This window comes from Variovorax sp. Sphag1AA (genome assembly GCF_014192575.1).
In the GTDB taxonomy this organism is placed as follows: domain Bacteria; phylum Pseudomonadota; class Gammaproteobacteria; order Burkholderiales; family Burkholderiaceae_C; genus Variovorax.
In genome coordinates this window covers 321,610-346,325 of sequence record NZ_JACHYC010000002.1, presented here as the reverse complement: position 1 = coordinate 346,325, position 24,716 = coordinate 321,610, and the positions used below count along the sequence as shown (strand labels likewise).

Genomic DNA, 24,716 nt, shown 5'->3' with positions numbered 1-24,716 from the left:
GAGAGCGACACGAAGTGCGCGAGCCTGGGGGCGAGTCATTGTTCTGCCGCGATCAGGTCGTAGACCGCGTCCTCGCTAACTCCAGAAGGCAACTCACCCACCTTGCGCCGCTCGCGCAGCACCACGATTCGATGCGAAACCCGTACCACTTCGTTCATCTCCGATGAAATGAAGATCACCGCCATGCCGCTGCGGGCGAGGCGCAGGATCTCGTCCATGATTTCCTGCTTCGCCGCAACGTCGATGCCGCGCGTGGGCTCGTCGAGGATCAGCAGGCGCGGTTCGATCGCGAGCCAGCGCGCCAGCAGGGCCTTCTGCTGGTTGCCGCCCGACAAGAGGCCGATCGGTGTATCGACGCTCGCGGTCTTGATGCCCAGCGCCTTGACGAAGCGCTCTGCCAGTGCGGTCTGCTCGGCGCGGTTCAGCGTGTTGCGCACGCCGCGTCGTGCTTGCAAGGCGAGCGCGATGTTCTCGCGCAGCGACAGGTCGGCCACGATGCCGTCCGTCTTGCGTTCCTCGGGGCACAGCGCAAGCCCATTCCGCACCGCGTCGGCGGGGCTTCCGAGATCCACAGCCGCGCCATCAATACGCAAGGCGCCCGAATCGGGCGTCGCAAGTCCGAAGAGCAGGCGTGCGAGTTCGGTGCGCCCCGATCCGAGCAGGCCTGCGAGCCCGACAATTTCGCCCTTGCGGACGCGCAGGTCGACCGGCTGCAATTGGCCGCGCTGACCGAGGCCCTCGGCCTCCAGCACGGGGCTGGCCGTTTCATCGATCGGCGGCAGTTGCGCCGGGCCGCTCGCCTGCGCTGCGAGTTCGCGTCCCACCATCGCGGAGATCAGCGCCTGCGTACCCAACTCGCTGGTCGGCCATTCACCGACCCCTGCACCATTGCGCAGCACCGTGATGCGATCCGACACCGCATAGACCTGGTTCAGGAAGTGCGTCACGAACAGGATCGCCATGCCCTCGCTGCGCAGACGCCGGAGCACCGCGAAAAGGCTCTGCACTTCGTCGTCGTCCAGGCTCGACGTCGGCTCATCGAGGATCAGCACCTTCGACGACAGGCCCAACGCCCGCGCAATCGCGACCATCTGCTGCACCGCCACCGAGTAGCTCGACAGCAGCCGCGACACGTCGATGTCCACGTCCAACCGCGCAAGCAACGCGCGCGCCTCGCGATTCACCGCCGCCCAGTCGATGCGAAGCCCTTTGCGCGGATAGCGGCCCGCCAGGATGTTCTCCGCCACCGACAGGTTCGAACAGAGATTCACTTCCTGGTAGACGGTGCTGATGCCCATCTTCTGCGCCTCGATGGGCGAAGCCGGCCGGATCGATTGGCCCGACAGCACCATCTCCCCGCTGTCGGCCGCATACACGCCGGTGAGCACCTTGATGAGGGTGGACTTGCCCGCGCCGTTCTGGCCGAGCAGCGCATGGATCTCGCCCGCACGCAAGCTCAGCGACACACCGCGCAGCGCCGCCACGCCGTTGAACTGCTTGTCGATGCCCGTGAGTTGCAGCACCGGCGCGTCGTTGGATGTAGTCGTGCCGGTCATTTGTTCTTGTTGTAGACGTCGATGAACACCGCGGCGAGCAGCACCAGTCCCTTGATGACCTGTTGGTAGTCGATGCCGACGCCGAGGATCGACATGCCGTTGTTCATCACACCCATGATGAACGCCCCGATCACCGCGCCCATGACCTTGCCGACGCCGCCAGACGCCGATGCGCCGCCGATGAAGCAGGCCGCGATCACGTCGAGCTCGAAACCCAGTCCCGCCTTGGGAGTTGCGGTATTCAGCCGCGCCGCGAACACCAGCCCCGCCAGCGCCGCAAGCACGCCCATGTTGACGAAGGTGAGAAACGCCAGCCGCTGCGTCTTGATGCCCGACAGCCGCGCCGCCTTCTCGTTGCCGCCCAGCGCATAGATGCGGCGACCGATGGTGGTGCGATTGGTCACGAAGTCGTAGGCGACGATCAGCACCGCCATCACGATCAGCACATTGGGCAGGCCCTTGTAGGTGGCGAGCAGGTAGCTCAGCAGCAGGATCGCTCCCGCGAAGAACAGGTTCTTGATGAGGAAGAAGCCGTAGGGCTCCTGCGCCATGCCGTGCTCTGCGAGCCGTGCACGGCCGCGCATCTTGAAGAACACCAGCGCAGCGGCGGCCAGCACGCCCAGCAGCAGCGACGTCGTGCGCAGGCCTTCGCCGCCGATCACGTCGGGCACGAAGCCCGAGCTGAGCTTCTGGAACGCCTCGGGGAACGGTCCGACGGACTGCCCCGCAAGCAACGCCAGCGTGAGCCCCTTGAACACCAGCATGCCGGCCAGCGTGACGATGAACGACGGGATCCTGAAGAAGGCTACGAACCAGCCCTGCGCCGCGCCGATCGCGCCACCGGCAATGAGGCACACGATGAAGGTCGGCACGAAGTGCCAGTCGTACTCCACCATCAGCACAGCAGCAAGCGCGCCGATGAAGCCGCATACCGACCCCACCGAGAGATCGATGTGCCCTGCAACGATCACCAGCAGCATGCCCAGCGCCATGATGACGATGTAGCTGTTCTGCAGCACGAGGTTGGTGAGGTTCAGCGGCCGCATCAGTGTGCCGTCCGTCAGCACCTGGAACAGCACCATGATCGCGATCAGCGACAGCAGCATGCCGTAGTCGCGCAGGTTGTTCTTGATGAAGCCTGCATGTTCCGCAACCGCTACGGAGGCCAGGGACCCCGCAGAACCGGCTTCGCCGGGCTGCTGGGGTTGCCCCCGGAGAGGGGGTGTCTGAGCCACACGAAGTGGGCGAGGCTGGGGGTGAGCGTTATTGCTCATGGACGCTGCTCCCGGATGCAACGATGACTCTCATGATCTTTTCCTGCGAGGCTTCAGCCACGGGAAACTCCGCGACGAAGCGCCCTTCGTTCATCACATAGATGCGGTCGCACATGCCGAGCAGCTCAGGCAGTTCCGAAGAAATCATCAGGATGCCTTTGCCCTCGCTCGCGAGCCGATCGATGATGGTGTAGATCTCGTACTTGGCACCCACGTCGATGCCGCGCGTGGGCTCGTCGAGGATCAGCAGCTCGGGCTCGGTGAAGAGCCACTTGCTCAATACCACCTTCTGCTGGTTGCCTCCGGAGAGGTTGACCACGCGCTGGGTCACGCCGGGGCAGCGGATGTTGAGCGCGCGGCGGTAGTCGTTCGCCACCTTGAATTCGCGCGCATCGTCGATCACGCCGCGTTCCGAGATGGCCGCGAGGTTCGCCAGGCTCACGTTCTTGCGAATGTCTTCCTCGATCACCAGCCCCGCGCTCTTGCGATCCTCGGTGACGTAGGCAATGCCATGGTCGATCGCCTTGCGGATCGTGCTCACATCGACTTCCTTGCCGTGCATCTGCACCGAGCCGCTGATGCGCTGCCCGTAGGAGCGCCCGAAGACGCTCATCGCGAACTCGGTGCGGCCGGCGCCCATGAGGCCCGCGATGCCGACGATCTCGCCGCGACGCACGTTGAGGTTCACGCCCTTGATCTGCTCGCGATCCGCATGCAGCGCATGGTGAACGCGCCAGTCGCGCACCTCGAAGATGACTTCGCCGATGTCCGGCGTGCGCTCCGGGTAGCGGTGCGCCATGTCGCGCCCGACCATGCCGCGGATGATGCGGTCCTCGCTGATCGGCACGGCGCGGCAGTCCATCGTCTCGACCGTTGCGCCGTCGCGCAGCACGGTGATCGAATCCGCCACCTTGGCGATCTCGTTGAGCTTGTGCGAGATGAGGATCGACGAGATGCCCTGCGCCTTCAGCTCCAGCAGCAGCTTGAGCAGTGCATCGCTGTCGCTTTCGTTGAGGCTCGCGGTCGGCTCGTCGAGGATCAGGAGCCTGACCCGCTTCGACAGCGCCTTCGCGATTTCCACCAACTGCTGCTTGCCCACGCCCAGGTTGGTGATGAGCGAGGTCGGCGGCTCCTTGAGCCCTACCTTCGCGAGCAATTCACGGGTGCGCGCATAGGCCTCGAACCAGTCGATCACGCCGCCCTTGGCCGTCTCGTTGCCGAGGAAGATGTTCTCGGCAATCGACAGCAGCGGCACCAGCGCCAGCTCCTGGTGAATGATGATGATGCCGAGTGCCTCGCTGTCGGCAATGTCCTTGAAGCGGCGCAGCTCGCCGTCGAAATGAATCTCGCCCTCGTAGGAGTCGCAGGGATACACGCCGCTCAGCACCTTCATGAGCGTGGACTTGCCCGCGCCGTTCTCGCCGACCACCGCGTGGATCTCGCCCGAGCGCACCGCGAGGTTGACGTTGTCCAGCGCGTTCACCCCCGGAAAGGTCTTGGTGATGCCGCGCATCTCCAGAATCACATCGTTCACCCTGTCTCCGCTATTTGATCTGGCTTTCCTTGTAGTAGCCGCTGTCGACCAGTGTCTGCTTCCAGTTCGTCGCATCGACGCTCACAGGCTTCAGCAGATACGAAGGCACGACCTTCACGCCGTTGTTGTAGGTCTTGGTGTCGTTCACCTCCGGTGCCTTGCCGGCCATCATCGCGTCGACCATGTTGACCGTCACCTTCGCCAGTTCACGCGTGTCCTTGAACACGGTGGAAGTCTGTTCCTTCTTCAGGATCGACTTGACCGAAGGGACTTCCGCGTCCTGCCCCGTCACCACCGGCATCGGCTGCTGCGGCGTGCCGTAGCCCACGCCCTTGAGCGAGGAGATGATGCCGATCGACAGCCCGTCGTACGGCGACAGCACTGCATCCACACGATCCTTCGTGTAGTAGGCCGACAGCAGGTTGTCCATCCGCGCCTGCGCCACCGCACCATCCCAGCGCAGCGTCGACACCTTGTCCATGCCCAGCTGCTTGCTGCGCACCACGAGCTTGCCGCTGTCGATATAGGGCTTCAGCACCGACATCGCGCCGTTGTAGAAGAAGAACGCGTTGTTGTCATCCGGCGAACCGCCGAAGAGCTCGATGTTGTACGGCCCCTTGCCCTCCTTGAGCTTCAGCGCCTGCTCGATGTACTGCGCCTGCAGCACACCCACCTGGAAGTTGTCGAACGTCGCGTAGTAGTCGACATTCTTGGAACCGCGGATCAGCCGGTCATACGCGATGACCTTGATCCCCTTGTCCGCAGCCTTCTGCAGCACATCGGACAGTGTCGTCCCGTCGATCGCCGCAATCACCAGCACCTTCGGCCCCTTCGTCACCATGTTCTCGATCTGCGCGAGCTGGTTCGGAATGTCGTCTTCTGCGTACTGCAGGTCGGTCTTGTACCCCTTCTCATTGAAGTACTTGACCATGTTCCCCCCATCCGCGATCCACCGCGCCGACGACTTGGTAGGCATCGAGATCGCCACCAACCCCTTGTCCTGCGCATAGGCCGCAGGCCCAAGCCCCAGCACCACAACGGCCGCCACACCGCCCAACAAAGCCTTCAAAAATTGTCTTTTCATAACGTCTCCTCTGAGTAAATGTGCAAGGCGGCCGCGCAGCGCGCCGCAGTCGGTGGGCTCCCGCGGAACCGGCTCCGCCGGCCCGCTGGGAGCGCCCCCTGAAAGGGGGTGGAGAGCGACACGAAGTGCGCGAGCCTGGGGGTGAGCCAGGCCTTCGAGCCTGGGGGTTAGTACTTCCGGTTCGGGAACTCGGCCTTCGCGACCTCCATCGGGAAGATCCCCTCCTTCGTCAGGATCCGCTTCGGCAGCGTCTTGCCGGCCTTGATGTCCTTGACCGCGCTCATCAGTTGCGGGCCAAGCAGCGGGCTGCACTCGACGGACACATTGAGCTTGCCGGCCATCATGGCCTCGAAGGCACCCTTCACGCCGTCGATGGAGATGATCACGATGTCCTGCGCCGGCTTCAGCCCTGCTTCCTCGATGGCCTGGATGGCGCCGATCGCCATGTCGTCGTTGTGCGCGTAGAGCACATTGATGTTCTTGCCCTCGGCCTTGAGGAAGGCTTCCATCACTTCCTTGCCCTTGGCGCGGGTGAAGTCGCCGGTCTGCGAGCGGATGATCTTGTACTTCGGATCGGCCTTGATGATCTCCTCGAAGCCCTTCTTGCGATCGATCGCGGGTGCCGAGCCCACCGTCCCCTGCAGCTCGACGATGTTCACCGGCCCCTTGTTGTCCTTCATCTTCTCGACCAGCCAGCGGCCGGCCTTGCGGCCTTCCTCGACGAAGTCCGAGCCCATGAAAGTCACGTAGAGCGTGTCGTCCTTGCTGTCGACCGCGCGGTCCGTCAGCACCACCGGGATGTTGGCGGCCTTGGCTTCCTTCAGCACGGTGTCCCAGCCGGACTGGACCACCGGCGAGAAGGCGATCACGTCCACCTTCTGCGCGATGTACGAACGGATGGCCTTGATCTGGTTCTCCTGCTTCTGCTGTGCATCGGAGAACTTCAGGTCGATGTCGGATTCCTTCGCGGCCGACTTGATCGACTCGGTGTTGGCGGTGCGCCATTCGCTCTCCGCGCCCACCTGGGCGAAGCCCAGCACGATCTTCTTCTGCGCGAACGCCGTGACAGGCAGCAGCGAAGAAAGCGACGCGCTGGCAAGAGCGATGTTGAGCGTGCGACGGTTCAGTTTCATGTTGTCTCCTGGTTGACGTGGTGGTGAAAGAAATCTTCGGTGTTGTTGTTATCTCGATCAATCAGGCCAGCACGTAGCCGGTCTTGACGGTGGTGTAGAACTCCGCGGCGTAACGGCCCTGCTCGCGCGGCCCGTAGCTGGAGGCCTTCCGGCCACCGAAAGGAACGTGGTAGTCGACGCCTGCGGTCGGCAGGTTGACCATGGTCATGCCGACGCGCGCGTGGCGCTTGAAATGAGAAGCCCGCGAGAGCGAGGTCGTGCAGATGCCCGCGCACAGGCCGAAGGGCGTGTCGTTGGCCAATGCGAGCGCATGCTCGTAGTCGTCCGCCCGCAGCACGCAGGCGACCGGGCCGAAGATCTCCTCGCGCGCGACGCGGTGCTCCGGCTTTGCAAGAAAGAGCGCCGGGCTCATGAAATAGCCTTCGCTGGCGCGCTGCAGCCGCTCTCCACCCCACAGGTGCTCGGCGCCCTCTTCGATCGCGTTGGTGACCGCCGCCAGGTTCTGTTCGAGCTGCGCGGCATCGACCACCGGGCCGATGTCGACGCCACGCTCCAGCGCATGGCCCACCTTGAGCGCGGCAAGCCGATGGCGCAGCCGCACCACGAAGGCGTCGTGCACCGACGCCTCGACGATCAGCCGGCTCGACGCGGTGCAGCGCTGGCCGGTCGAGAAGTAGGCGCCCTGCACCGCGCAGTCGACAGCGCGATCGAGGTCCGCATCCGCGAGCACCACCAGCGGGTTCTTGCCGCCCATCTCGAGCTGCACCTTCGCGCGCCGCTTGGCGGCCGCCTGCAGGATGTGCTCACCGGTCGGCACGGAGCCGGTGAAGCTGATCGCATCGACCAGCGGATGGTCGACGATCGTCTGGCCCACTTCGCGGCCGCTGCCCATCACCAGATTGAAGGTGCCGGCCGGCAGCGCGGCGCGGCTGATGATCTCCGCCAGGGCCCACCCGCAGGCCGGCACCAGCTCGGCCGGCTTGAAGACGACGCAGTTGCCGTAGGCGAGCGCGGGCGCGATCTTCCATGCAGGAATCGCCAACGGGAAGTTCCACGGCGCGATGAGCCCGACCACGCCGACCGGCTCGCGCGTGATGTCGACCTGGACATCGGGACGTACCGAAGCGAGCATCTCGCCGCCTGCCCGCAGCGCCTCACCGGCGAAGAACTTGAAGATGTGCCCGGCGCGCGCTGCCTCGCCGACGGCCTCGGGCAAGGTCTTGCCCTCTTCGCGCGCCAGCAGCATGCCCAGCTCCTCACGCCGCGCCAGGATCTCGGTGCCGATCTGGTCGAGCACATCGGCGCGCCGCTGCGGCGTCGTGTGGCTCCAGTGCGGAAAGGCATCGGCCGCCGCGCGGATCGCGAGGTTGGTCTGGTTGCGGTCGGCACGCGCATATTCGGCGACAACTTCCCGGGTGTCGGAGGGGTTCCGGCTGATCCCGGTGGTCACGCCCGTCTCCCACCGGCCGTTGATCAACTGCCGTGTGCGTTGCTGGAGTTCGTTGCGTTTCAAGGTGGGGCGAGTCTAGGAATCGCCCCGATATCTTTCCAATCAATATTTGGATGGAATCGATATCAGAACCGGCATTCAGGTAAACCCCATGACCAACTACACGCACTGGTTCATCCGTGCGCGCCTCAAGACCCGGCAGCTTTTGCTGCTGGTCGCGCTCGCGGAAGAAGGCAACATCCACCGTGCTGCGCAGGTGCTCAACATGACCCAGCCGGCTGCCTCGAAGCTGCTGAAGGACCTCGAGGACGTACTCCAGGTGCCGCTCTTCGAGCGGCTGCCACGCGGCATGCAGCCGACCTGGTACGGCGAGACGATGATCCGCCACGCCCGCATTGCGCTTGCGAGCCTCAATCAGGCGCACGACGAGTTGATGGCGCTCAAGGCGGGCGGTGCGGGGCAGGTCAACATCGGCGCGATCACCGCGCCGGGCCTGGTCCTGCTGCCGCCGGCCGTGGCGGCCGTGAAGCGCGAGCATCCCAACCTGCGCGTGTCGCTGGACATCGAGACAAGCCCGGTGCTGCTCGAAAGGCTGGAACAGGGCAAGCTCGACCTGCTGGTCGCGCGCCTCTTTGCAGAGCACGACAAGACGAACCTGCGCTACGAGGCGCTCACTGAAGAGCCGGTCTGCGCGCTCGTGCGCCCGGGCCATCCGCTGTTGCAGATGACCGGCCTGGGGCTGCGCGACCTCGTCTCGGCCGGCTGGATCGTGCCGCCCGCCGGCAGCGTGCTTCGGCACCGCTTCGACCTGATGTTCCAGGAGGAAGGGCTCGCGCCGCCGATCAACGTCATCGAGACCGCGGCGCTGCTCTTCATCACGCGCATGCTTCAGCAGAGCGACATGGTTGCGGTGCTGGCATCCGATGTGGCGCGCTACTACGCGGCGCACGGCATCGTCGCGCTGCTGCCGGTGGACATGCCTTGCCACATGGACGCCTTCGGCATCATCACCCGCACCGACCGGCTGCTCTCGCCCGCGGCCAAGGTGATGATGAAGGCGTTGAAGGCCGAGAGCTTTGCCGCCTATGGCAAGCGGCTGGACGACTAAGACGATTCTCTAGCGCTTCAGAGCCCCGGGCCGCACGGGCCGGTGGCAGCATCCACGGACTGCCGATGCGCCTTCGACGTCGGCGAACCAGGGAGGACTGCTATGGGGCGTTTTGTCGATCGTCGGCAGGCGATTGCGTGTTCGGGCGATGAGACCGAGGGGGGCGGGCAATGAGAGTGCTTGCGCTTCTGCTTCGGGTCTGGCCTGTGATCCTGATTTTTTTGGCGCTTGCCGGGTGTGCGGGTATGACCTCGCCCCAGCCGAAGTTTGCCTTTCATTCGTTCTCCTACGACGGTTGGGCCGGCTACGACAACTGGGAGGCCACCGCCGACTTGCTCGAATACAGCTATGGCGATCAGTACAGGATGGTGCGCAGGAAGGTCGAGCCACCGAGAACGAGGTTGAACCCTCAGTCCGGCGTCGGTGGGTTCATGCCAGTTGGCGAATTCCTGTACGTGAAGTGGCGTGTCAAGGCCACCGGAGAAATCGTCGACGACCGGGTCGATTTGCGGCCACTGCTTCCCAAGGACATGACCAAGCACGAATTGACCTTCGTCATAGAAGGTCGACAGCTCTACGTCTATCTGGTCACGCCGACGCCGAAAGGTGTGAAGGATCCTCCGATTCTGAAAACCTACCTGTCGTGGTTCAACGTGACCTACGAGATCTACCCGATCAACACGCGGGAGGGCGTCGATCCATGAGACCGCTTGTGTTGCTGTTTCGGATTTGGATGGTGATCCTGATTTCCTTGGCTCTTGCCGGTTGTGCGGGCATGACCTCGCCGCAGCCGAAGTTCGCTTTTCACTCGTTCTCCTTCGACGGCTGGGACGACACCGACAAATGGGCGGCCACCGTGGACCTGCTCGAGTACAGCTATGGCGATCAGTACCGGATGGTTCGGAAGAAGGTCGCGCCACCACGGGAGAGATTGGGTCCTCAGGCAGGCGTCGCCGGCACCATGCCCGTAGGTGACTTCCTGTATGTGAGGTGGCGTATCAAGGCGACTGGAGAAGTCGTGGAGGACCGGGTCGATCTGCGAGCACTGCTGCCCAAAGACATGACCAAGCACGACCTGACCTTCGTCATAGAGGGCCGGCAGCTTTACGTCTATCTGGTCACGCCCAAACCCAAGGGAGTGAAGGATCCGCCGATTCTGAAAACTTACCTGTCGTGGTTCAACGTGACCTACGAGATCTATCCGACAAATACCTACGCCAAGAAATAGTCATCAACCAGGGAGCTAAATCAAATGGGAACCTCCGTTACGCGCCACCTGTCACCCAAAGAAATCGCGCGATTGCAGGACAGCAAGGAAGCTATCGAGAAGATGAACCCCGGCGCTGCGTCCGGCGAGTTCGTCTTCTTCGCCGCATTCGACGGCACCAACAACGACAAGAACAATCTGGCCCTTTCGGGCAGCCCGTATCAGACCAACATTGCCAATCTCTACGATCAAGCAGAAGCCAACGAAACGCGTCGCCTTATCAGCGCGTACTACCCCGGCGTCGGGACGGGCGGCGAAGCCGGCAACCTGCTCAACGCCGCGTTCCTCCCGACCGCGCCTGTCCGAGCAACGGCCGAACGAGCATTGAGCGATCTTTCGGGAAGAGCGCACGCCTACCTACGAAACCATCCCACGGTGACCCCGTCCGACCTCTCAGTAGCCACCATCGGCTTCTCCCGCGGCACAGCCAGCGAAGTCATATTCGCGCAACTACTGGAGGAGCGCGGCCTCGTCCTGTCCGATGGCACTCAGGTCGCCCCTCCGGGTGCCGTCCGGGTCACGGCCATGGTCATGATCGACCCGGTACACACCTTCATCACGGATGACTTGTCGCTTCCACCCAATGTGCAGGGCAATGTGCTCGTGTTCCGCGCAGAGGACGAGCACCGCACCGACTTTCGCCTAGCCGACTACAGCGCCGACCCGCGCGTGCACGTGGTGAGCCTGCCCGGCAACCACTCGGGTCTCGGCGGCGGCTATGACCTGCGAGGCACTGCCGCAGTAGTGCTCGAAGGCACCACGGCCTATCTGCGCAACAGCGGAGTCGACATCGCACCCGTACCCGCATCGCTTCGATTCGACCCGACGCACCCCGCCCCGATCTACACCGAGGGCTATCAGACCGCGCGCAACGGTGACGTGCTGAGCAACCCGGATACCGGCAAGCCCGCAACCGTTTGGCGCCTGGACGACAGGGACAAAGCCCGTATCGGAGTACCCGCTACCCCGGCGCGTGAAGACCAGAAGGATTGGGTTCCGGTGACCGACCTCGACCGCTTGGTCGAGCGGCTGTATCAAGCAGCGATCAGCAACGACGAGGCGTATCGACGGCAAGAGACGCACGCGGCAACGCAGCAGTACCTGAGCACACCGGACGGGCGGTCCTGGATGCAGGAAGTCGGTGACTACCAGCGCGAGCAGCAAGCCGCCTTGGAACAAGAGCAGCAGCGTCAAGCGCAAGAAGAGCAAGCGCATCAGCACAAGCACAAGCACCTCGCACTTGCACTTTCGATGCAGATGTGAAATGAATGCGCAGGGAGATCCAGAAATGACGAATGAAATCGATCGCGAAGATGCACTCAAAGGGCTCGCAATCCGCCTAGCGGCCATCGCCGACGATGCGGGAGAGCGCAGCATGCGCGCCTTGGAACAGGCGCAACGCAGCGCCGCGCAGATGGACGAGGCGTCGCGGCGCCTCCACGGGAGTGCCGATCGATTCGCAAGCGAAGCGTTGACGATCATCGGAACCCGGTCCGAACAGGCCGCGACTCAGGGACTATCGCGGGCGCTGGGCGACTTCGAACGCCGCGCCACTCAGAGCGCGGAACGCATGAAGTGGGCAAGCGACGCGATGGCCGAGCAGCGTCGACTGTTGACTCGGGCTCAGACCTCGCTGGTATGGAAAGGTCTGGCAGCGCTCATGTTGGGCTCGTTACTGGCACTCGGGGGCAGCATCTACGTGGCGCGCGACCAGATGCAAAAGATCGAGCAGTCGGGCTTCGCACTCGATATTGCGCGGGCCATGCAGTCGCGCGCGATCACGCGATGCGGCGACGCACTGTGCGTCAAGGCGGGCAAGGGGCAGCGGCGCCACCCGGCAAACACGGACTATGTGCTCATCGAGCCATAACATGGCGTATCGGACCCAAACACTCAGGAGACATGCATGAGCATCCCCAAAGTCCTCGAAGCGCCCCGCTGCGTCTGGCCCGCCGCCGCCACACTCGGCGAAGGAACGCTCTGGTCGCGGCGCGAAGAGGCGCTGTACTGGGTCGACATCCTCGAGAAGCGGCTGCACCGCTTTCATCCGGCGAGCGACGCGCGCGCGACCTGGGACTTCGACGAGGAAATATCAGCAGTTGCGGAACGCGCCAGCGAGCCCGGGCTGATCGTGACGCTGCGACGCGGCTTTGCGCTGTTCGATCCGTCGCGCAATGCGCCTCCGCAGTACCTTCATCAGCCTGAACCTGAGTTGACGTCGAACCGCTTCAACGACGGCAAGTGCGACGCACAGGGCCGCTTCTGGGGAGGCACCATGGACTTCGACTGCCAGGCGCCGACCGGCTCGCTCTACAGCTTCGATGCGCGTGGCGTCTGCACGAGGCACGACGAAGGCTTCGCCGTCACCAACGGGCCGACATGGTCGGCCGACGGACGCACGATGTACTTCAACGACACGGTGAAGGGCCGCATCCACGCCTACGACTTCGACACCGCCGCCGGCACCCTGTCGAACAAGCGCGAGTGGCATCGCTTCGAGCGTGACGACGGCTATCCCGACGGCATGACCACCGACGCGGCGGGCCGGCTCTGGATCGCGCACTGGGGCGGCGCCTGCGTGAGTTGCCACGATCCAGCAACCGCCGCCGAGCTTCTGCGCATCAAGCTGCCGACAAGCCACATCACGAACTGCGCATTCGGCGGCCCGGACTTGCGCACGCTCTACATCACGAGCGCGACCAGCGGACTCACGGCAGAGCAGCGCGCAGCCGAGCCGCTGGCTGGCGGGCTTTTCGCGGTACGGCTCGATGCGGAAGGCCTCCCGGCGCCTTTGTTCGCGGGCTGACTGTGGGCTGACACCGGAAGCGGCATCACTTAGTACAAAACAATTAGTTTTTCAAGCTTTTGACAACGGACTACACCGAAGGGCAGGTTGCCATGCACCAATGCTGCGTGTTCAATGCTCCGGGCGTGGCTGAACGAAGCATTAAGAACAATTGCCGCGCGCAACTGGAGAAAAGGAATGAGCGATCCGACCTTGAACCCAGCGGAGGAATTGCCGGTAGTGCGGCTCATTGATGACGATGTAGCCTTCCGGCGCGCAGTACGCCGGCTGCTTCAGGCGGCCGGCCATCATGTGGCCGAGTACGGCTCGGTGGGTGCAATGCTGCTCGAGGGCATCGGCAGTGCGCCGGGATGTCTGGTGCTCGATATCCACATGCCCGGGCCGAGCGGACTCGACCTTCAGGAGATGATCGCAACGCAGCCCGAGCCGCTGCCCGTGATCTTCGTGACCGCCGAGGCCACCGTGCAGGAGACCCTGCGCGCGATGAAGGCCGGGGCTGCTGACTTCCTCTTCAAGCCCGTCGATGGCGACACGCTGGTCTCGGTCGTCAACAGGGCGGTGGCCGAGGACGCTGCCCGGCGCAAGACGCGCCGGCATCTCGCCGATCTCCAGAACCGTTATTCGCGGCTGAGCCCGCGTGAACGGCAGGTGCTCGACATGGTGGTGAGCGGCGCGCTCAACAAGCAGATCAGCGCCGAGCTCGGCGCGGCGGAGCGCACCGTCAAGGCCCATCGCGCACACGTGATGGCGAAGATGGGCGTGAGCTCGCTTGCCGATCTGGTCCGCGCAGTCGTTCAGCTGGATGTCCCAGCCAGCGCCTGACGCCTCGAAGAGCTCCGGCCACGCCGGGATGGTGTGGGTGCCTGGCGGCACCTTCCTCATGGGCTCGGACCAGCACTACCCGGAAGAAGCGCCGGCCCACAAGGTCGCCGTGCAGGGCTTCTGGATCGACACCCACGTCGTCACCAACGCCGAGTTCAAGCGCTTCGTCGATGCGACCGGCCATGTCACGCTGGCCGAGCGGCCCGCGAATCCGGAGGACTACCCGGGCGCGGACCCGTCGATGCTCGTGCCCTCCTCGGTGGTGTTCCGCAAGACAACCGGCCCGGTGGACATGCGCAACACGCACAACTGGTGGACCTATGTGCCGGGCGCCGACTGGCGTCATCCCCGGGGGCCGGGCAGCTCGCTGCAAGGCCTTTGGAAGCATCCAGTGGTGCACGTGGGCTTTGAAGATGCCGAGGCCTACGCGCGCTGGGTCGGCAAGGAACTGCCGACCGAAGCCGAATGGGAATACGCGGCGCGCGGCGGCCTCGAAGGCAAGCAGTACTGCTGGGGTGACGAGTTCGCGCCGCGCGGCAAGCTGATGGCCAACACCTGGCAGGGCGAGTTCCCGTGGCAGAACCTGGTGCAGGACGGCTACGAAGGCACCTCGCCGGTCGGCGTGTTTCCGCCCAACGGCTACGGCCTCTACGACATGGCGGGCAACGTGTGGCAATGGACCACCGACTGGTACCAGGAGCACGGGAAGATCACGCACGCCTGCTGCACGCTCGACAACCCGCGCGGTGGTCGCGCCGAGGACAGCTGGGATCTGCGCTCGCCACAGACCCGGATACCGCGCCGCGTGATGAAAGGCGGATCGCACCTGTGCGCGCCCAACTACTGCCATCGCTACAGGCCGGCGGCGCGCATGGCACAACCCATCGACACCGCGACAAGCCACCTCGGGTTCCGCTGCATCGTCCGCGAACCACAAGCCGCCTCATGAGAGGAAGAAGCACGATGAGCGACAGCAGATTTCTTCGTCGATCGATCTGGGCCGCGATCATGCTGATGCCGCTCGGCGCCGCGGCGACCGAAGGCGGCATGGGCCGCCCGATCACCGGCCAGCAGGTGAACTCGAACGCAGGCATCGTGCCGCCGACGCCGGGCCTCGTGCTCTCGCTCGCGAGCATCTACTTCGAAGGCGACATCGAAAGCTCTCGGCCGGTGTCGGTCGGCCGCGTGCTCAGCGCAGGCATGGAGGCCACGGCGATCTACAACATCGCCAACCTCACCTACATCTGGGACACCGGACCGGGGCGCTGGAACTTCGCATCGGGCATCGGCATTCCGGTGCAATACACCAAGGTCGAGGTCAGTGCATCGAGCAACCTGCGGCCGGGCCTGTCGAACACCGACAGTGGCACGCAGTTCGCCGATGTGTGGATCAACCCGATCGTCGCGAGCTACCACTTCAGCGAGACCGAGCACATGGCGCTCTCGCTGCCGATCTACGCGCCGACCGGCGCCTACAACCCCGACCGGCTCGCGAACGCAGGACAGAACACCTGGACCTTTTCGCCGACGATCGCCTTCACCAAGATGATGAAGGATGGCGGCGAGTTCAGCACCCTCGCGGCGATCGACTTCTACACGCGCAACGACGACACCGACTACAAGAACGGCGCGGTCTTCCGCATCGACGCGATGTGGACCACACCCATCGCCCCGCAATGGAAGCTCGGCGTGGTGGGCGGCTGGATCGAGCAATTGCAGGACGACTCCGGCCCGACTGCCGACAAGCTCAACGGCTTCAAGGGCCGCTCCGTCGGGCTCGGCCCGATCGTGACCTGGGGCGGAAAGATCGGCAACCAGGCCGCGGCCTTCTCGGCGCGCTGGGTGCATGACGTGGATGCGAAGAACCGGCCCAAGGGCAACGGCGTGGCCGTGAGCCTCACGCTGCCCTTCCTGTGAAGGGCGCTAGCGCTTCGTTCGCAGCCCGGTGATGAGGTAGGTCAGGCCCAGCACCACCGTCAGACCGGCCACGATCAGGCGGCGGCTTTCCTCGTCGGGCAGGCCGAAGATCACCGCCACGCCGAAGAGCATCGTCGCCAGGCTGACGATGAATGCGCTCAGCGCACCGCTGCGTGCACCGGTCGGCGAGGGCTGCCTGCCCTTCATGAAGACATAGATCATCCCGATCGCACCCAGCACGATGCAGAACACGATGATCACGCCGTAGTAGGCCACCGAGCCCAGCACCCGCGACTGGATGCCCGGATTGGCAAGGCCGAACACGCCGATCACGAGACGCATCACCGCTTCCGCGAGCACGAGCGTGGACAGCCATCGCGCAGGAGGATCCTTCGAAACCGCGAACCACAGCGCCATGCCGATGATCCCGTCGAAAGCCGCGTAGTAGCCGTTGCGCTCGTAGACGGATTGCGCCTGTCCGGAAAGCGGCACCATCAACAGATACGCCACGAAGAGCAGGCCGACCACCCCCCGAAACAGCAGGACCAGGCGCAGGTTCATGGCGGATCTCCCATCGGATGGATCGTGCCTACTTCTTCTTGGCGGCCTTGCCGGCCGGCTGGACGAAGAGCGCCTCGCCCTGGATCAGCGTCGCTTCCACCTGATCGCCGACCTTCAGCGAGTCGAGCACCTTCGGATCGTCGACCTCGAACTTGCGCGTCTCGCGTACGCCGCGCAGCGTCACGGTCTTCTTCTTGCGGTCGATGGCGAAGACATTGACCACCGCGTGGACCGTGTGCTTCACCGCCACGCCGGGGCTCTGCCCGGGCTGCGAAAGGAACACCTCGACCCAGTCGGTCCGCTGGCGGATGCCGCCGCCTTCCACCTTGCGCAGTTCGAGCAGCAGCGCCGCACCCTGCTTCAGCGTCACGACGTCGCCGACCTTGAGCTGGTCGAAATTCTTCACCGCATCGCCGGCCCGGATCGTGACCTCGTTGCCGTCGGGCCGCTTGAGGGTGATGTCGCGCGTTGCGGAATCGATCTTGGTGATGACGGCCGAGCGCGTGCGCACACCGCCCGCGACCGCCTCGCCCGGCTCGCGGCCGATGACGACCGCGCCGGCATCCGGCGGCGGTGCGGCCTGGGGCTTGTCCTGCGACCAGGCCGGAACCACCACCGTGGCGGACACCGCCAGCATGAAACCCACAATGCGCTTTTTCATGAACGAAGCTCCTCGTGATGTTGGGGAATGGAAATCGGCCCGGTCACCCGGTCAGCTGCCCGACCAGGGCCCGACCACCTGCCACGGCGGCGCGCCCTTGGCGGTGCTCTTGTTCCTGCAGAAGATGTAGTCGCCCGAGTTCTGCAACGAGCCGTGGCGGTTCTCTACGCGGGCAAGCTTGCAGCCGGGGCGGCCCTTCGGATCTTTCGAGGGCGTGACACTGCCGCTGGCGTTCGACCCGCTTTCCCATTTGGTGGTGACGCCGTCATCGCCGTCCAGCGCCTTGTTGATCGTCTTGGTCATGACGTCGACGTCGGCCTTGCTGAAACGCGTGATCGGCTGGTCGCGCATGCCGTTGTAGAAGTCCAGCGGACGCGCGTCCGCCGCCATCGTGACCAGTGCCGCCGCAGCGGCCACCAGCCATCTGATTCCCTCGCTCCTGTGCATCCTCGCCCCTTTGCTTTGGAAGATTGATATGGACGGATCGTGTTGTAGCCCGCCCGCAGCGCGAAGTCCATCGGGCAGTGTTGCAGCCATCTTGGGGTGCGCCGTGCGGGCTGCAAATCGGCCCCACGGGCAACGTCGCATGCCCCTTGGGGCAATAGACCGCCCACGCCATACGCGCTAGAGGAACATCGACAGCACGTGCTGCAACAGTTTGTCGAACGGCACCAGCGCCAATGCAACCACGCCGAAGGGCAATGCGGTCGCCACGGCCAGCGCGATGACGCTGTTCAGGTCGATCGGCACGAATCGCAGCGAGTAGAGATTGCCCGCCGACTGGAAAAGATCGGTCGTCGCCGAGAAATCGCCCGTCGACAGCGGCTCCGCGGTTTCTTCGGACGGCGGCCCGCGCATCCACTTGTCCTCCAGCGCCGCGCCCACGCGCTGGGTCAGCTCGCCGTAGAGGACCACACCCTCTTCCCAGCAACGCAGCAGCGGGCGGAAGAACACCAGCAGTGGCGCGGCAAAGACCAGCACCACCGCGACGATGGTGCCCAGTGCCACGAAGCCGAGCTGGTCGGGACCGACCGGCGCGCCTGCCCAGACATGCGCCAGTTCGGTCGCCGCCACGATCGTGCCGATGGCCACGCCCAGCACGCCGAAGGCACGCAGGGAGTAGCCGACGAACATCAGCCCCGCCGCCCCTTCCGGATGCACCACCACCAACCGCAGCTTCAGCCGAGACACCAGCAGGAGATAGCGCGCCCACAGGAACAGCCGCCAGAGCCATCCGAGCAGCAGCACCAACAGAAGCGGCAGACTGACGAGCCCGTTCCACCAGCTGGCTGACGAACGGCCCAGCGGCAGCGTTCCATCGCCGCGATGCCAGTCCGGCAGGAAGGTCGGCGGCACATTGCGCATGACCAGCGCCGCGATCACGTAGGCGAGCACGACCGCAGCCGCCTCGACCACCCACCAGTCGCGCAGCCAGAGGATCGAGCGCACCGCCTTCTCGTAGGCAGGCACCTCTGAGTCCGGCACGATGGCTCGCTGGCGAAAGATCTGTGCGGTGGCACCCAGCTTGGGAATGCAGATCGCCTCGGCCAGGATCAACAACGGCGCGACGATCAGCGAGCGCGCATGCACCGATGCATCGCTCCAGAACGCCCGCCAGACATCCTCGTGCCCGTTCACGTAGGACACGACGGCCAGCAACAGCAGGGGCAGCCAGCCGACGCACACCACGATCGTCGCGCGCCGCAGCACATGCTGGTGCGTCGGATCGAACCGCCCCCACAAGGACAACAGGCGCAACGGCGGGCCGCCGTTGAACATGTCAGCTTCGGCGTTGGCGGGCAGCGACGCGTCGCGGTGGATCGGTTGATGCACGCCAACACTTTAGGCGCAATAGTTCACAAGTGCGATAGCGCAGTGCGTCGAGCGCGCCTTACGATGAATCGCGCAACCAGCGTATCGAGGCAGGGAGGCCCGTATGAAGACACGTTTCGAGATCGAGTCGCTTCTCACCGCCGTGGCCATCGCAGTGCCGTTGACGGCGAACGCGGAGGCGGTCGCGAGCCTGTCCCCTGAGCAGCAGGAAGCGGACTACCGCGTGGTCGCCGCGCGCTGCGGCACACCCGCCTACGAGAAGGCGTTCTTCAACCAGTCAAAGGCCGCAGTCGCCGCCGGCCTGGTCTCGAAGAACCGGCCGCCCGCCGATGTCGAGAAGACCATCACCGCCCTGCGCCGCAGTCCGTTCGTGCTCGTGGCCGCACCGGCGGATTGCCCGGCACAGATCAAGCAGCTCGATGAATTGCGAAGCAGCCGCAGTGCGCTGCTCAAGTCCTCGCGCGGCGCGCACAAGGCGGCGAGGTAGCCGCGGCGGGGTCAGAGCCCGCCGTAGGTGCCTTCGTCGGACGACGCGCGATCGTGACGCTTCGAGGCACTGCGCAGGCTCAGAACCCAGAGCCGCGCATGCCGTTGTTCGCGGCTCTCGAAGCGTTCGGTGAGTTTGCGTATGCCCGGCCGTTCGATCGCGGCGAGGGTCATCCAGTCGGTGCCGCCGAACGAGGGCGAATCCCCGCTGCGATCGACCAGCGCCGGACGCAGCGCAGTCACCCATTCCGTGGGAACACGCGGATCGCGATCCAGCGTGCGTAGTGCGATCTTGGCGGCCTTGGGGCTCAGCGCCTGGATCTTGTGAAGATGGAAATCGAGGTCCAAGAGGTCACCCTCCTTTCAGACACATCAGGATACATGTGTATCTGAAAATTACGCAAGGGTGATTCCTAGGGATTTCCAGCAGTTCGCGCGCGAAGGCTACTCGGAGCTCATTCGTTTGTATTCATTCCGCTTCATCGAGAGGTAGTCCTGCTTCTCGACCTCGTGCAACTGGCGTGCGTAACGCTCGGTGCTGTCGAACCACAGGGCAAGGCGCTCGGCCAGCTGGGCCTTGGCGGGCCGCTCCAGGTAGGCGTCGATCGCGAGGTAGTAGCGCATGGTGTTGCGCTCGACGACGCCGAGCATGCCGCCGATGTATTGCGGCTGGTCCTGCGCATCCTTGCCGCTGGAAGTGAAGCCGACCTTGTCGGCACCGAGCGTCTTGAGATAGGCCGACATCGCGATCCGCGCAGCGGTGCCGTAGGCGTAGGAGTACCCGAGATGGATGAAGGTCTTGCCGTCCGGGAGCGGTGTGGCTTCAAGGTCGATGTCGTAGTCGCGCGTCGACATCGGCCCCGTCTCCGCCGTCAGCGACACGGCGAGGTAGTCCGCCGAGACCTTCGGCGGATGCCAGTCGAAATAGATGCGCTGTGCTTGCGACAGCGGCTGGTCGAACTTGCGGCCCTCTGCGACGTCGAGCTGCGTGGCATTGCCCGATGGACGCACGGCGCAGTACTTGGTGTTCAGGTGCAGCATCAGCACGTCGCACCAGACCGCCGGCTGACTCAACGAGGCGCTCACCTCGCTGAAAGGATGGTTCAGGACCGCGAAGATGCTGCCGCTCAGTTGCGCGGACGATTCCTTGGATTCAAGTGCCAGGGGGCGCCCGAAAACGTTCTCCGCAAGTTGCGGCTTGACTGCGGCGTGCTTGGCCTGCAGCGCCTCGGCACTGCCGAGTGCCTGCGAGGCGGCCAGCGCCGCGGCCGGTACGAAAAGAATGAACAGCCAGAGCGCCAGGCGGCGGAATATCGAGTGCTTCATGATGAAAGGCATTCTTTCCGCACGGCAGGGAGCTCGGCGCGCAGGCGGGTGCCGCCTGCTTCTGTCGGAGCGGAACGAGCCCGCGCGCCGTGCAAGAGCGCGGGCCCCTCCGTCCCGAAGTGTCAGACCGCCGTGATCGACACTGCCTTGGTGACCAGGTAGGCCTCCATGGCTTCGGGTCCGCCTTCGGAACCGTAGCCCGAGTCCTTCACGCCGCCAAAGGGCATTTCAGGTGTCGGCGTCGCCGGCTGGTTGACCCACAGCATGCCCACTTCGAGCTGATGCGACAACAGGTGCAGGTTCTTGATCGACTGCGTGTAGGCATAGCCGGCCAGGCCGTACGGCAGGCGGTTGGCTTCGGCGATGGCTTCTTCGATCTTGTCGAAGCCGCGAATGGCCGCGATCGGGCCGAAGGGTTCGTTGTTGAACACATCGGATTCGAGCGACACATTGGTCAGCACGGTCGGCGCGAAGAAATTGCCCTCGGAGCCCACGCGCTCGCCGCCAGTCGCGATGGTCGCGCCGGTGGCGCGGGCGTCGTCGATCACCTTGGCCATCGCGGTCAGGCGGCGTGCGTTGGCCAACGGGCCGAGCGTGGTGCCTTCTGCAAGGCCGTCGCCGACCTTCAGGCTTTCAGCGTGCTTCACCATCGCCTTCGCGAAGGCGTCGCGAATGCTGTTGTGAACCAGGAAGCGGGTCGGCGAGATGCAGACCTGGCCGGCGTTGCGGAACTTGGCGCCGCCCGAGGCCTTGACCGCGAGTTCGACGTCGGCGTCCTCGGCCACGATCACGGGGGCATGGCCACCCAGCTCCATGGTGGCGCGCTTCATGTGCGCGCCGGCCATCGCGGCGAGCTGCTTGCCGACCGGCGTGGAGCCGGTGAAGGTCACCTTGCGGATGATCGGGTGGGGAATGAGGTAGCTGGAGATCTCGGCCGGGTCGCCGAACACCAGACCGACGGTGCCCTTCGGCACACCGGCGTCGACGAAGGCCTGCAGCAGCGCGGCCGGCGATGCGGGCGTCTCTTCAGGCGCCTTCACCAGGAAGGAGCAGCCGCTCGCGAGCGCCGCGCCGAGCTTGCGCACGATCTGGTTGATCGGGAAGTTCCACGGCGTGAAAGCCGCCACCGGGCCGACCGGCTCCTTGATGACGAGTTGCTGCGCGTTCAGGTTGCGCGACGGCACGATCCGGCCATAGACGCGGCGGCCTTCGTCGGCGAACCATTCGATGATGTCCGCACCGGCCAGGACTTCGCCGCGCGCTTCGACGAAGGGCTTGCCCTGCTCTTGCGTGAGCACGCGGGCGATGTCGGCGGCGCGCTCGCGCACCAGGCCGGCCGCCTTGCGCATGATCGCTGCGCGCTCGTTGGCCGGCACCTTGCGCCAGGCCTGGAAACCGCGCTGCGCCGCGTCCAGCGCACGGTCGAGGTCGGCGATGCCCGCGTGGGCGACCTTGCCGATCGGCTTGCCGGTCGCGGGATTGATCACATCCAAAGTCTTGCCACTGACGGCGTCGCACCATTCGTTGTCGATGAGCAGGCGCGTGTCGGGATAACTGGCTGAAGTCATGCTGGGTCCTTGAATCGGTGAGAGGGGTGTGCCGGTTCGAGCGAATCGAACCCGGCTGAGGCCGCGCCACCGCAGGCGGCGCCGGACGCACCGCGCATCCTAGCGCTGTTTGGAGAGGGCCTGCCCGACGCGGGTCACTGCTCGCCGCCGCCGGCGCGCACCCAGTAGAAGGTCTTCGGGGCCACCGGCATGGAAGGCGCACGCAGCCGGCGTGGCGGCGCAGTCCGGAACTTGCCGTCCATCGCGCAATGCAGCGGCTCGCCCTCCGGCAGGCTCCTGTGCGCGTCAAGCATCGCCTGCAGGGAGATGTCCGCACTGTGGCAGCGGGTTTCGACCCAGCGGACATAGAAGCGCTCGCGCGTCGCGACGAGCTGGCTGTGCGGCTGCACATCGCCCTCCGGCCCGAGCCAGGTGGCGCCGACGTCGAACGCGAGCATCACGGCGTCGGGCGTGTCCATGCCGGCCAACGCGCCGCTCTGGGCCGCCGAAAGCCATCCAAGCAGCTGCGGCGTGAGCTCGAAGCTGACGGAATCAGGCCCGTTCACGCCCGTGCCCGGCACGTCGACGAAGACCGTCCGGGTGGCGCGGCACGCCGCTTCGGCCATCAGCATGCGCTGGCGTTGTCGCCGCGTGCGCACGTGCACGACAGCGATCAACCCCGCCAGGGGCCCTGCGGTCGCCAGCACTTCGAAGGCATTGAAGCCCGATAGCGCCGCATGCACCCCGGCGCCCGCGATTCCGATTCCCAAACTCACACCCGCTCCTCACGAGGCAGGCTCGCCGGAATCCGCGAGCGCCTGCCGCACAAGGGCTATCGGCCGTCCGCAGGAAAACTTGAGTGCTACTTTTGAGCGTCTATTTGACGGACCCCACCGGCCGTGGCGTCATCGAGTCGGCGACATCCACCCAGCCCCCGCCCATCGCCTGGTAGACGTTGACCACTTGGGTGTAGCGGTCGGTCATCAGCCCGACCTGTGCGAGTTCGGCCGCGAAAAGCTCGGTGTCGGCCACCAGCACTTCGAGATAGCCGATCAGGCCGCTTTCGAACTTGAGCCGCGACAGCCGGGCGAACTCGCGCAAAGCGATCACTCGCTCGCGCTGCAGCGCAGCACCCTCGATGGTCTTCTGTGTGCCGATCAATGCGTCGTTCGTGTCGCGGAAGGCGTTGAGGATGGTCGACTGATAGACAAGCTCGGCCTGCGCCTTCTGCGCTTCGGCGGAGCGGACCTGCCCTTCGATCGCGCCGAAGGTGAAGATCGGCCCGGTCAGGCTCGCGGCGGCCTGCCATGCGGTCGCAGGACCGGTCAGGAAGCTGCCCGCCGCGGTGCTGGTGGAGCCGTAGAGGCCCGTCAGCGAGATGCTCGGGTAGTACAGCGCCTTCGCCGCGCCAATGCTGGCGTTGGCTGCGACGAGGTTCTGCTCCGCCTGCAGGATGTCGGGCCGGCGTTCGAGCAGGCTCGACGGCAGACCCTCCGGGATCAGCGGCGCGACCAGCTGGTCGATGGTCTTGCCGCGCGGGATCGGTCCCGGGTCGCGCCCGAGGAGGATCGAGATGCGCCCTTCCACCGCGGCGATCTGCTGCTCGATCACCGGGATCGACGCGAGCGCCTGCTGCCATTGCGAACGCACCTGCGTTACTTCGGTCTTCGAGACGATGCCGGACTTGAAGCGCAAATCGAAGATGCGCGCCGTCTCGCCGAAGTTGCCCGCGGTCGCCACTGCGATCTCGCGCTGCCGGTCGAGCCCGCGCAGCGTGATGTAGCTCGTGGCGACGCCCGACACGAGCGTGAGTACCACGCCGCGCTGTGCCTGCTCGCTGGCATAGACCTGCGACTGCGCGGCTTCGCTGAGCCGCCGCACACGGCCGAAGAGATCGATCTGCCAGCTCGCGCCGAGCGCCGCCTGGTAGAGCGTGAAGTACGGATCGGCCGGCTCCGGCACCGGAGGCTGCCCGACGCGGCTCGCACGGCTGCGGCTCGCCGCACCGCTGTAAGCCAGCTGTGGGTAGAACTGCGAGCGCACCGAGCCCAGCGTGCCGATGAACTGGTCGATCCGCGCTGCCGCAACGCGCACGTCGAGGTTGTCGCGCAGCGCGGTTTCGACGAGTTCGTTGAGCACCGGGTCGCCGAACTGCTCCCACCATTTGGTGTTCGCCACGTCGGCGGCGGTCGAATAGTCGATGCGCCATGCGGCGGGCGCCTGCACCTCGGGGCGCTTGTAGTCGGGGCCGACGGTGCAGCCGCCGAGTGCGACGGCCAGGGCGGCCAGCGCGGCCACCGTGCTCGTCCGGATGCGCGTACGCGCGGGAAGGAGTGTGGAGTGGGACATCG

General features: G+C 65.2%; 25 protein-coding genes. 10 read left to right on the top strand and 15 right to left on the bottom strand.

The window, feature by feature from the left end; all coding sequences use genetic code 11:
* Nucleotides 1-35: 35 nt before the first annotated feature.
* The 6 genes from FHW64_RS08110 to FHW64_RS08085 form a co-directional block, all read right to left on the bottom strand.
* On the bottom strand, nt 36-1,556 hold the full coding sequence (locus FHW64_RS08110) for a sugar ABC transporter ATP-binding protein (protein ID WP_184524887.1): 1,521 nt from the start codon (nt 1,554-1,556) through the stop codon (nt 36-38).
* Nucleotides 1,553-2,830, bottom strand: a complete 1,278-nt coding sequence (gene mmsB, locus FHW64_RS08105) for a multiple monosaccharide ABC transporter permease (RefSeq protein ID WP_184524885.1) — start codon at nt 2,828-2,830, stop codon at nt 1,553-1,555. Before mmsB ends, FHW64_RS08110 begins: the two co-directional genes overlap by 4 nt.
* Nucleotides 2,820-4,343, bottom strand: a complete 1,524-nt coding sequence (gene mmsA / locus FHW64_RS08100) for a multiple monosaccharide ABC transporter ATP-binding protein (protein ID WP_260303758.1) — start codon at nt 4,341-4,343, stop codon at nt 2,820-2,822. Before mmsA ends, mmsB begins: the two co-directional genes overlap by 11 nt.
* Nucleotides 4,344-4,374: 31 nt before the next feature.
* Nucleotides 4,375-5,448: a multiple monosaccharide ABC transporter substrate-binding protein gene (gene chvE, locus FHW64_RS08095; protein WP_184524881.1), complete on the bottom strand. Its 1,074-nt coding sequence runs from the start codon at nt 5,446-5,448 to the stop codon at nt 4,375-4,377.
* Nucleotides 5,449-5,615: 167 nt separating this feature from the next.
* A complete protein-coding gene (locus tag FHW64_RS08090) occupies nt 5,616-6,581 on the bottom strand; it encodes an ABC transporter substrate-binding protein (protein WP_184524879.1) in 966 nt (321 codons plus the stop codon).
* 61 nt (nt 6,582-6,642) lie between these two features.
* Nucleotides 6,643-8,094, bottom strand: a complete 1,452-nt coding sequence (locus tag FHW64_RS08085) for an aldehyde dehydrogenase family protein (RefSeq protein WP_184524878.1) — start codon at nt 8,092-8,094, stop codon at nt 6,643-6,645.
* Between the two features lie 88 nt (nt 8,095-8,182).
* On the opposite strand from FHW64_RS08085, the gene FHW64_RS08080 reads away from it, so the two are divergent.
* From FHW64_RS08080 to FHW64_RS08040, 9 genes are all read left to right on the top strand, one after another.
* Nucleotides 8,183-9,139, top strand: a complete 957-nt coding sequence (locus FHW64_RS08080; protein WP_184524876.1) for a LysR family transcriptional regulator — start codon at nt 8,183-8,185, stop codon at nt 9,137-9,139.
* 176 nt (nt 9,140-9,315) lie between these two features.
* A complete protein-coding gene (locus FHW64_RS08075; RefSeq protein ID WP_184524873.1) occupies nt 9,316-9,843 on the top strand; it encodes a hypothetical protein in 528 nt (175 codons plus the stop codon).
* A 32-nt stretch (nt 9,844-9,875) separates the two neighbouring features.
* On the top strand, nt 9,876-10,367 hold the full coding sequence (locus FHW64_RS08070) for a hypothetical protein (RefSeq protein ID WP_221220703.1): 492 nt from the start codon (nt 9,876-9,878) through the stop codon (nt 10,365-10,367).
* 24 nt (nt 10,368-10,391) lie between these two features.
* Nucleotides 10,392-11,669 (top strand): phospholipase effector Tle1 domain-containing protein, encoded by a 1,278-nt coding sequence (locus FHW64_RS08065; RefSeq protein WP_184524869.1) that lies wholly within the window; start codon nt 10,392-10,394, stop codon nt 11,667-11,669.
* A gap of 25 nt (nt 11,670-11,694) precedes the next feature.
* Nucleotides 11,695-12,276 carry a hypothetical protein gene (locus tag FHW64_RS08060; RefSeq protein WP_184524868.1) on the top strand — a complete coding sequence of 194 codons (582 nt, stop codon included), beginning with the start codon at nt 11,695-11,697 and terminating at the stop codon, nt 12,274-12,276.
* Between the two features lie 36 nt (nt 12,277-12,312).
* On the top strand, nt 12,313-13,212 hold the full coding sequence (locus FHW64_RS08055) for an SMP-30/gluconolactonase/LRE family protein (RefSeq protein ID WP_184524866.1): 900 nt from the start codon (nt 12,313-12,315) through the stop codon (nt 13,210-13,212).
* A gap of 177 nt (nt 13,213-13,389) precedes the next feature.
* Nucleotides 13,390-14,034: a response regulator transcription factor gene (locus tag FHW64_RS08050; RefSeq protein WP_184524864.1), complete on the top strand. Its 645-nt coding sequence runs from the start codon at nt 13,390-13,392 to the stop codon at nt 14,032-14,034.
* Complete coding sequence (locus tag FHW64_RS08045; RefSeq protein ID WP_260303717.1) at nt 13,982-14,983, top strand: formylglycine-generating enzyme family protein; 1,002 nt, start codon at nt 13,982-13,984, stop codon at nt 14,981-14,983. The genes FHW64_RS08050 and FHW64_RS08045 overlap by 53 nt, the downstream gene beginning before the upstream one ends.
* A 14-nt stretch (nt 14,984-14,997) precedes the next feature.
* Nucleotides 14,998-15,951 carry a transporter gene (locus tag FHW64_RS08040; RefSeq protein ID WP_184524862.1) on the top strand — a complete coding sequence of 318 codons (954 nt, stop codon included), beginning with the start codon at nt 14,998-15,000 and terminating at the stop codon, nt 15,949-15,951.
* Nucleotides 15,952-15,957: 6 nt separating this feature from the next.
* Here FHW64_RS08040 and FHW64_RS08035 read toward each other — a convergent pair whose 3' ends face one another.
* The 4 genes from FHW64_RS08035 to FHW64_RS08020 form a co-directional block, all read right to left on the bottom strand.
* Nucleotides 15,958-16,512: a hypothetical protein gene (locus FHW64_RS08035; RefSeq protein ID WP_184524860.1), complete on the bottom strand. Its 555-nt coding sequence runs from the start codon at nt 16,510-16,512 to the stop codon at nt 15,958-15,960.
* A 28-nt stretch (nt 16,513-16,540) separates the two neighbouring features.
* A complete protein-coding gene (locus FHW64_RS08030; RefSeq protein ID WP_184524858.1) occupies nt 16,541-17,173 on the bottom strand; it encodes a hypothetical protein in 633 nt (210 codons plus the stop codon).
* Nucleotides 17,174-17,224: 51 nt separating this feature from the next.
* Complete coding sequence (locus FHW64_RS08025) at nt 17,225-17,590, bottom strand: hypothetical protein (protein ID WP_184524856.1); 366 nt, start codon at nt 17,588-17,590, stop codon at nt 17,225-17,227.
* Nucleotides 17,591-17,797: 207 nt separating this feature from the next.
* Nucleotides 17,798-19,006: a hypothetical protein gene (locus FHW64_RS08020; protein WP_184524854.1), complete on the bottom strand. Its 1,209-nt coding sequence runs from the start codon at nt 19,004-19,006 to the stop codon at nt 17,798-17,800.
* A gap of 103 nt (nt 19,007-19,109) precedes the next feature.
* On the opposite strand from FHW64_RS08020, the gene FHW64_RS08015 reads away from it, so the two are divergent.
* Nucleotides 19,110-19,493, top strand: a complete 384-nt coding sequence (locus tag FHW64_RS08015) for a hypothetical protein (protein WP_184524853.1) — start codon at nt 19,110-19,112, stop codon at nt 19,491-19,493.
* Between the two features lie 11 nt (nt 19,494-19,504).
* Here FHW64_RS08015 and FHW64_RS08010 read toward each other — a convergent pair whose 3' ends face one another.
* From FHW64_RS08010 to FHW64_RS07990, 5 genes are all read right to left on the bottom strand, one after another.
* Nucleotides 19,505-19,840, bottom strand: a complete 336-nt coding sequence (locus FHW64_RS08010; RefSeq protein WP_184524851.1) for a hypothetical protein — start codon at nt 19,838-19,840, stop codon at nt 19,505-19,507.
* A gap of 96 nt (nt 19,841-19,936) precedes the next feature.
* Entirely contained in the window at nt 19,937-20,818 is an 882-nt protein-coding gene (locus FHW64_RS08005; protein ID WP_260303716.1) for a hypothetical protein, read from the bottom strand.
* A gap of 122 nt (nt 20,819-20,940) precedes the next feature.
* Nucleotides 20,941-22,386: an NAD-dependent succinate-semialdehyde dehydrogenase gene (locus tag FHW64_RS08000; RefSeq protein WP_184524848.1), complete on the bottom strand. Its 1,446-nt coding sequence runs from the start codon at nt 22,384-22,386 to the stop codon at nt 20,941-20,943.
* 134 nt (nt 22,387-22,520) lie between these two features.
* The gene (locus tag FHW64_RS07995; protein WP_184524846.1) at nt 22,521-23,141 is read right to left on the bottom strand and encodes a hypothetical protein; all 621 of its coding nucleotides are present in this window, start codon (nt 23,139-23,141) and stop codon (nt 22,521-22,523) included.
* A 100-nt stretch (nt 23,142-23,241) separates the two neighbouring features.
* A complete protein-coding gene (locus tag FHW64_RS07990; protein WP_184524844.1) occupies nt 23,242-24,714 on the bottom strand; it encodes an efflux transporter outer membrane subunit in 1,473 nt (490 codons plus the stop codon).
* Nucleotides 24,715-24,716: the final 2 nt, after the last annotated feature.

Coding starts and splice junctions, on each gene's coding strand:
- FHW64_RS08110 (WP_184524887.1), bottom strand. CDS start 1,556: ATGACCGGCACGACTACATCCAACGACGCGCCGGTGCTGCAACTCACG.
- mmsB (WP_184524885.1), bottom strand. CDS start 2,830: ATGAGCAATAACGCTCACCCCCAGCCTCGCCCACTTCGTGTGGCTCAG.
- mmsA (WP_260303758.1), bottom strand. CDS start 4,343: ATGCGCGGCATCACCAAGACCTTTCCGGGGGTGAACGCGCTGGACAAC.
- chvE (WP_184524881.1), bottom strand. CDS start 5,448: ATGAAAAGACAATTTTTGAAGGCTTTGTTGGGCGGTGTGGCGGCCGTT.
- FHW64_RS08090 (WP_184524879.1), bottom strand. CDS start 6,581: ATGAAACTGAACCGTCGCACGCTCAACATCGCTCTTGCCAGCGCGTCG.
- FHW64_RS08080 (WP_184524876.1), top strand. CDS start 8,183: ATGACCAACTACACGCACTGGTTCATCCGTGCGCGCCTCAAGACCCGG.
- FHW64_RS08065 (WP_184524869.1), top strand. CDS start 10,392: ATGGGAACCTCCGTTACGCGCCACCTGTCACCCAAAGAAATCGCGCGA.
- FHW64_RS08060 (WP_184524868.1), top strand. CDS start 11,695: ATGACGAATGAAATCGATCGCGAAGATGCACTCAAAGGGCTCGCAATC.
- FHW64_RS08055 (WP_184524866.1), top strand. CDS start 12,313: ATGAGCATCCCCAAAGTCCTCGAAGCGCCCCGCTGCGTCTGGCCCGCC.
- FHW64_RS08050 (WP_184524864.1), top strand. CDS start 13,390: ATGAGCGATCCGACCTTGAACCCAGCGGAGGAATTGCCGGTAGTGCGG.
- FHW64_RS08040 (WP_184524862.1), top strand. CDS start 14,998: ATGAGCGACAGCAGATTTCTTCGTCGATCGATCTGGGCCGCGATCATG.
- FHW64_RS08035 (WP_184524860.1), bottom strand. CDS start 16,512: ATGAACCTGCGCCTGGTCCTGCTGTTTCGGGGGGTGGTCGGCCTGCTC.
- FHW64_RS08030 (WP_184524858.1), bottom strand. CDS start 17,173: ATGAAAAAGCGCATTGTGGGTTTCATGCTGGCGGTGTCCGCCACGGTG.
- FHW64_RS08015 (WP_184524853.1), top strand. CDS start 19,110: ATGAAGACACGTTTCGAGATCGAGTCGCTTCTCACCGCCGTGGCCATC.
- FHW64_RS08005 (WP_260303716.1), bottom strand. CDS start 20,818: ATGAAGCACTCGATATTCCGCCGCCTGGCGCTCTGGCTGTTCATTCTT.
- FHW64_RS08000 (WP_184524848.1), bottom strand. CDS start 22,386: ATGACTTCAGCCAGTTATCCCGACACGCGCCTGCTCATCGACAACGAA.
- FHW64_RS07990 (WP_184524844.1), bottom strand. CDS start 24,714: ATGTCCCACTCCACACTCCTTCCCGCGCGTACGCGCATCCGGACGAGC.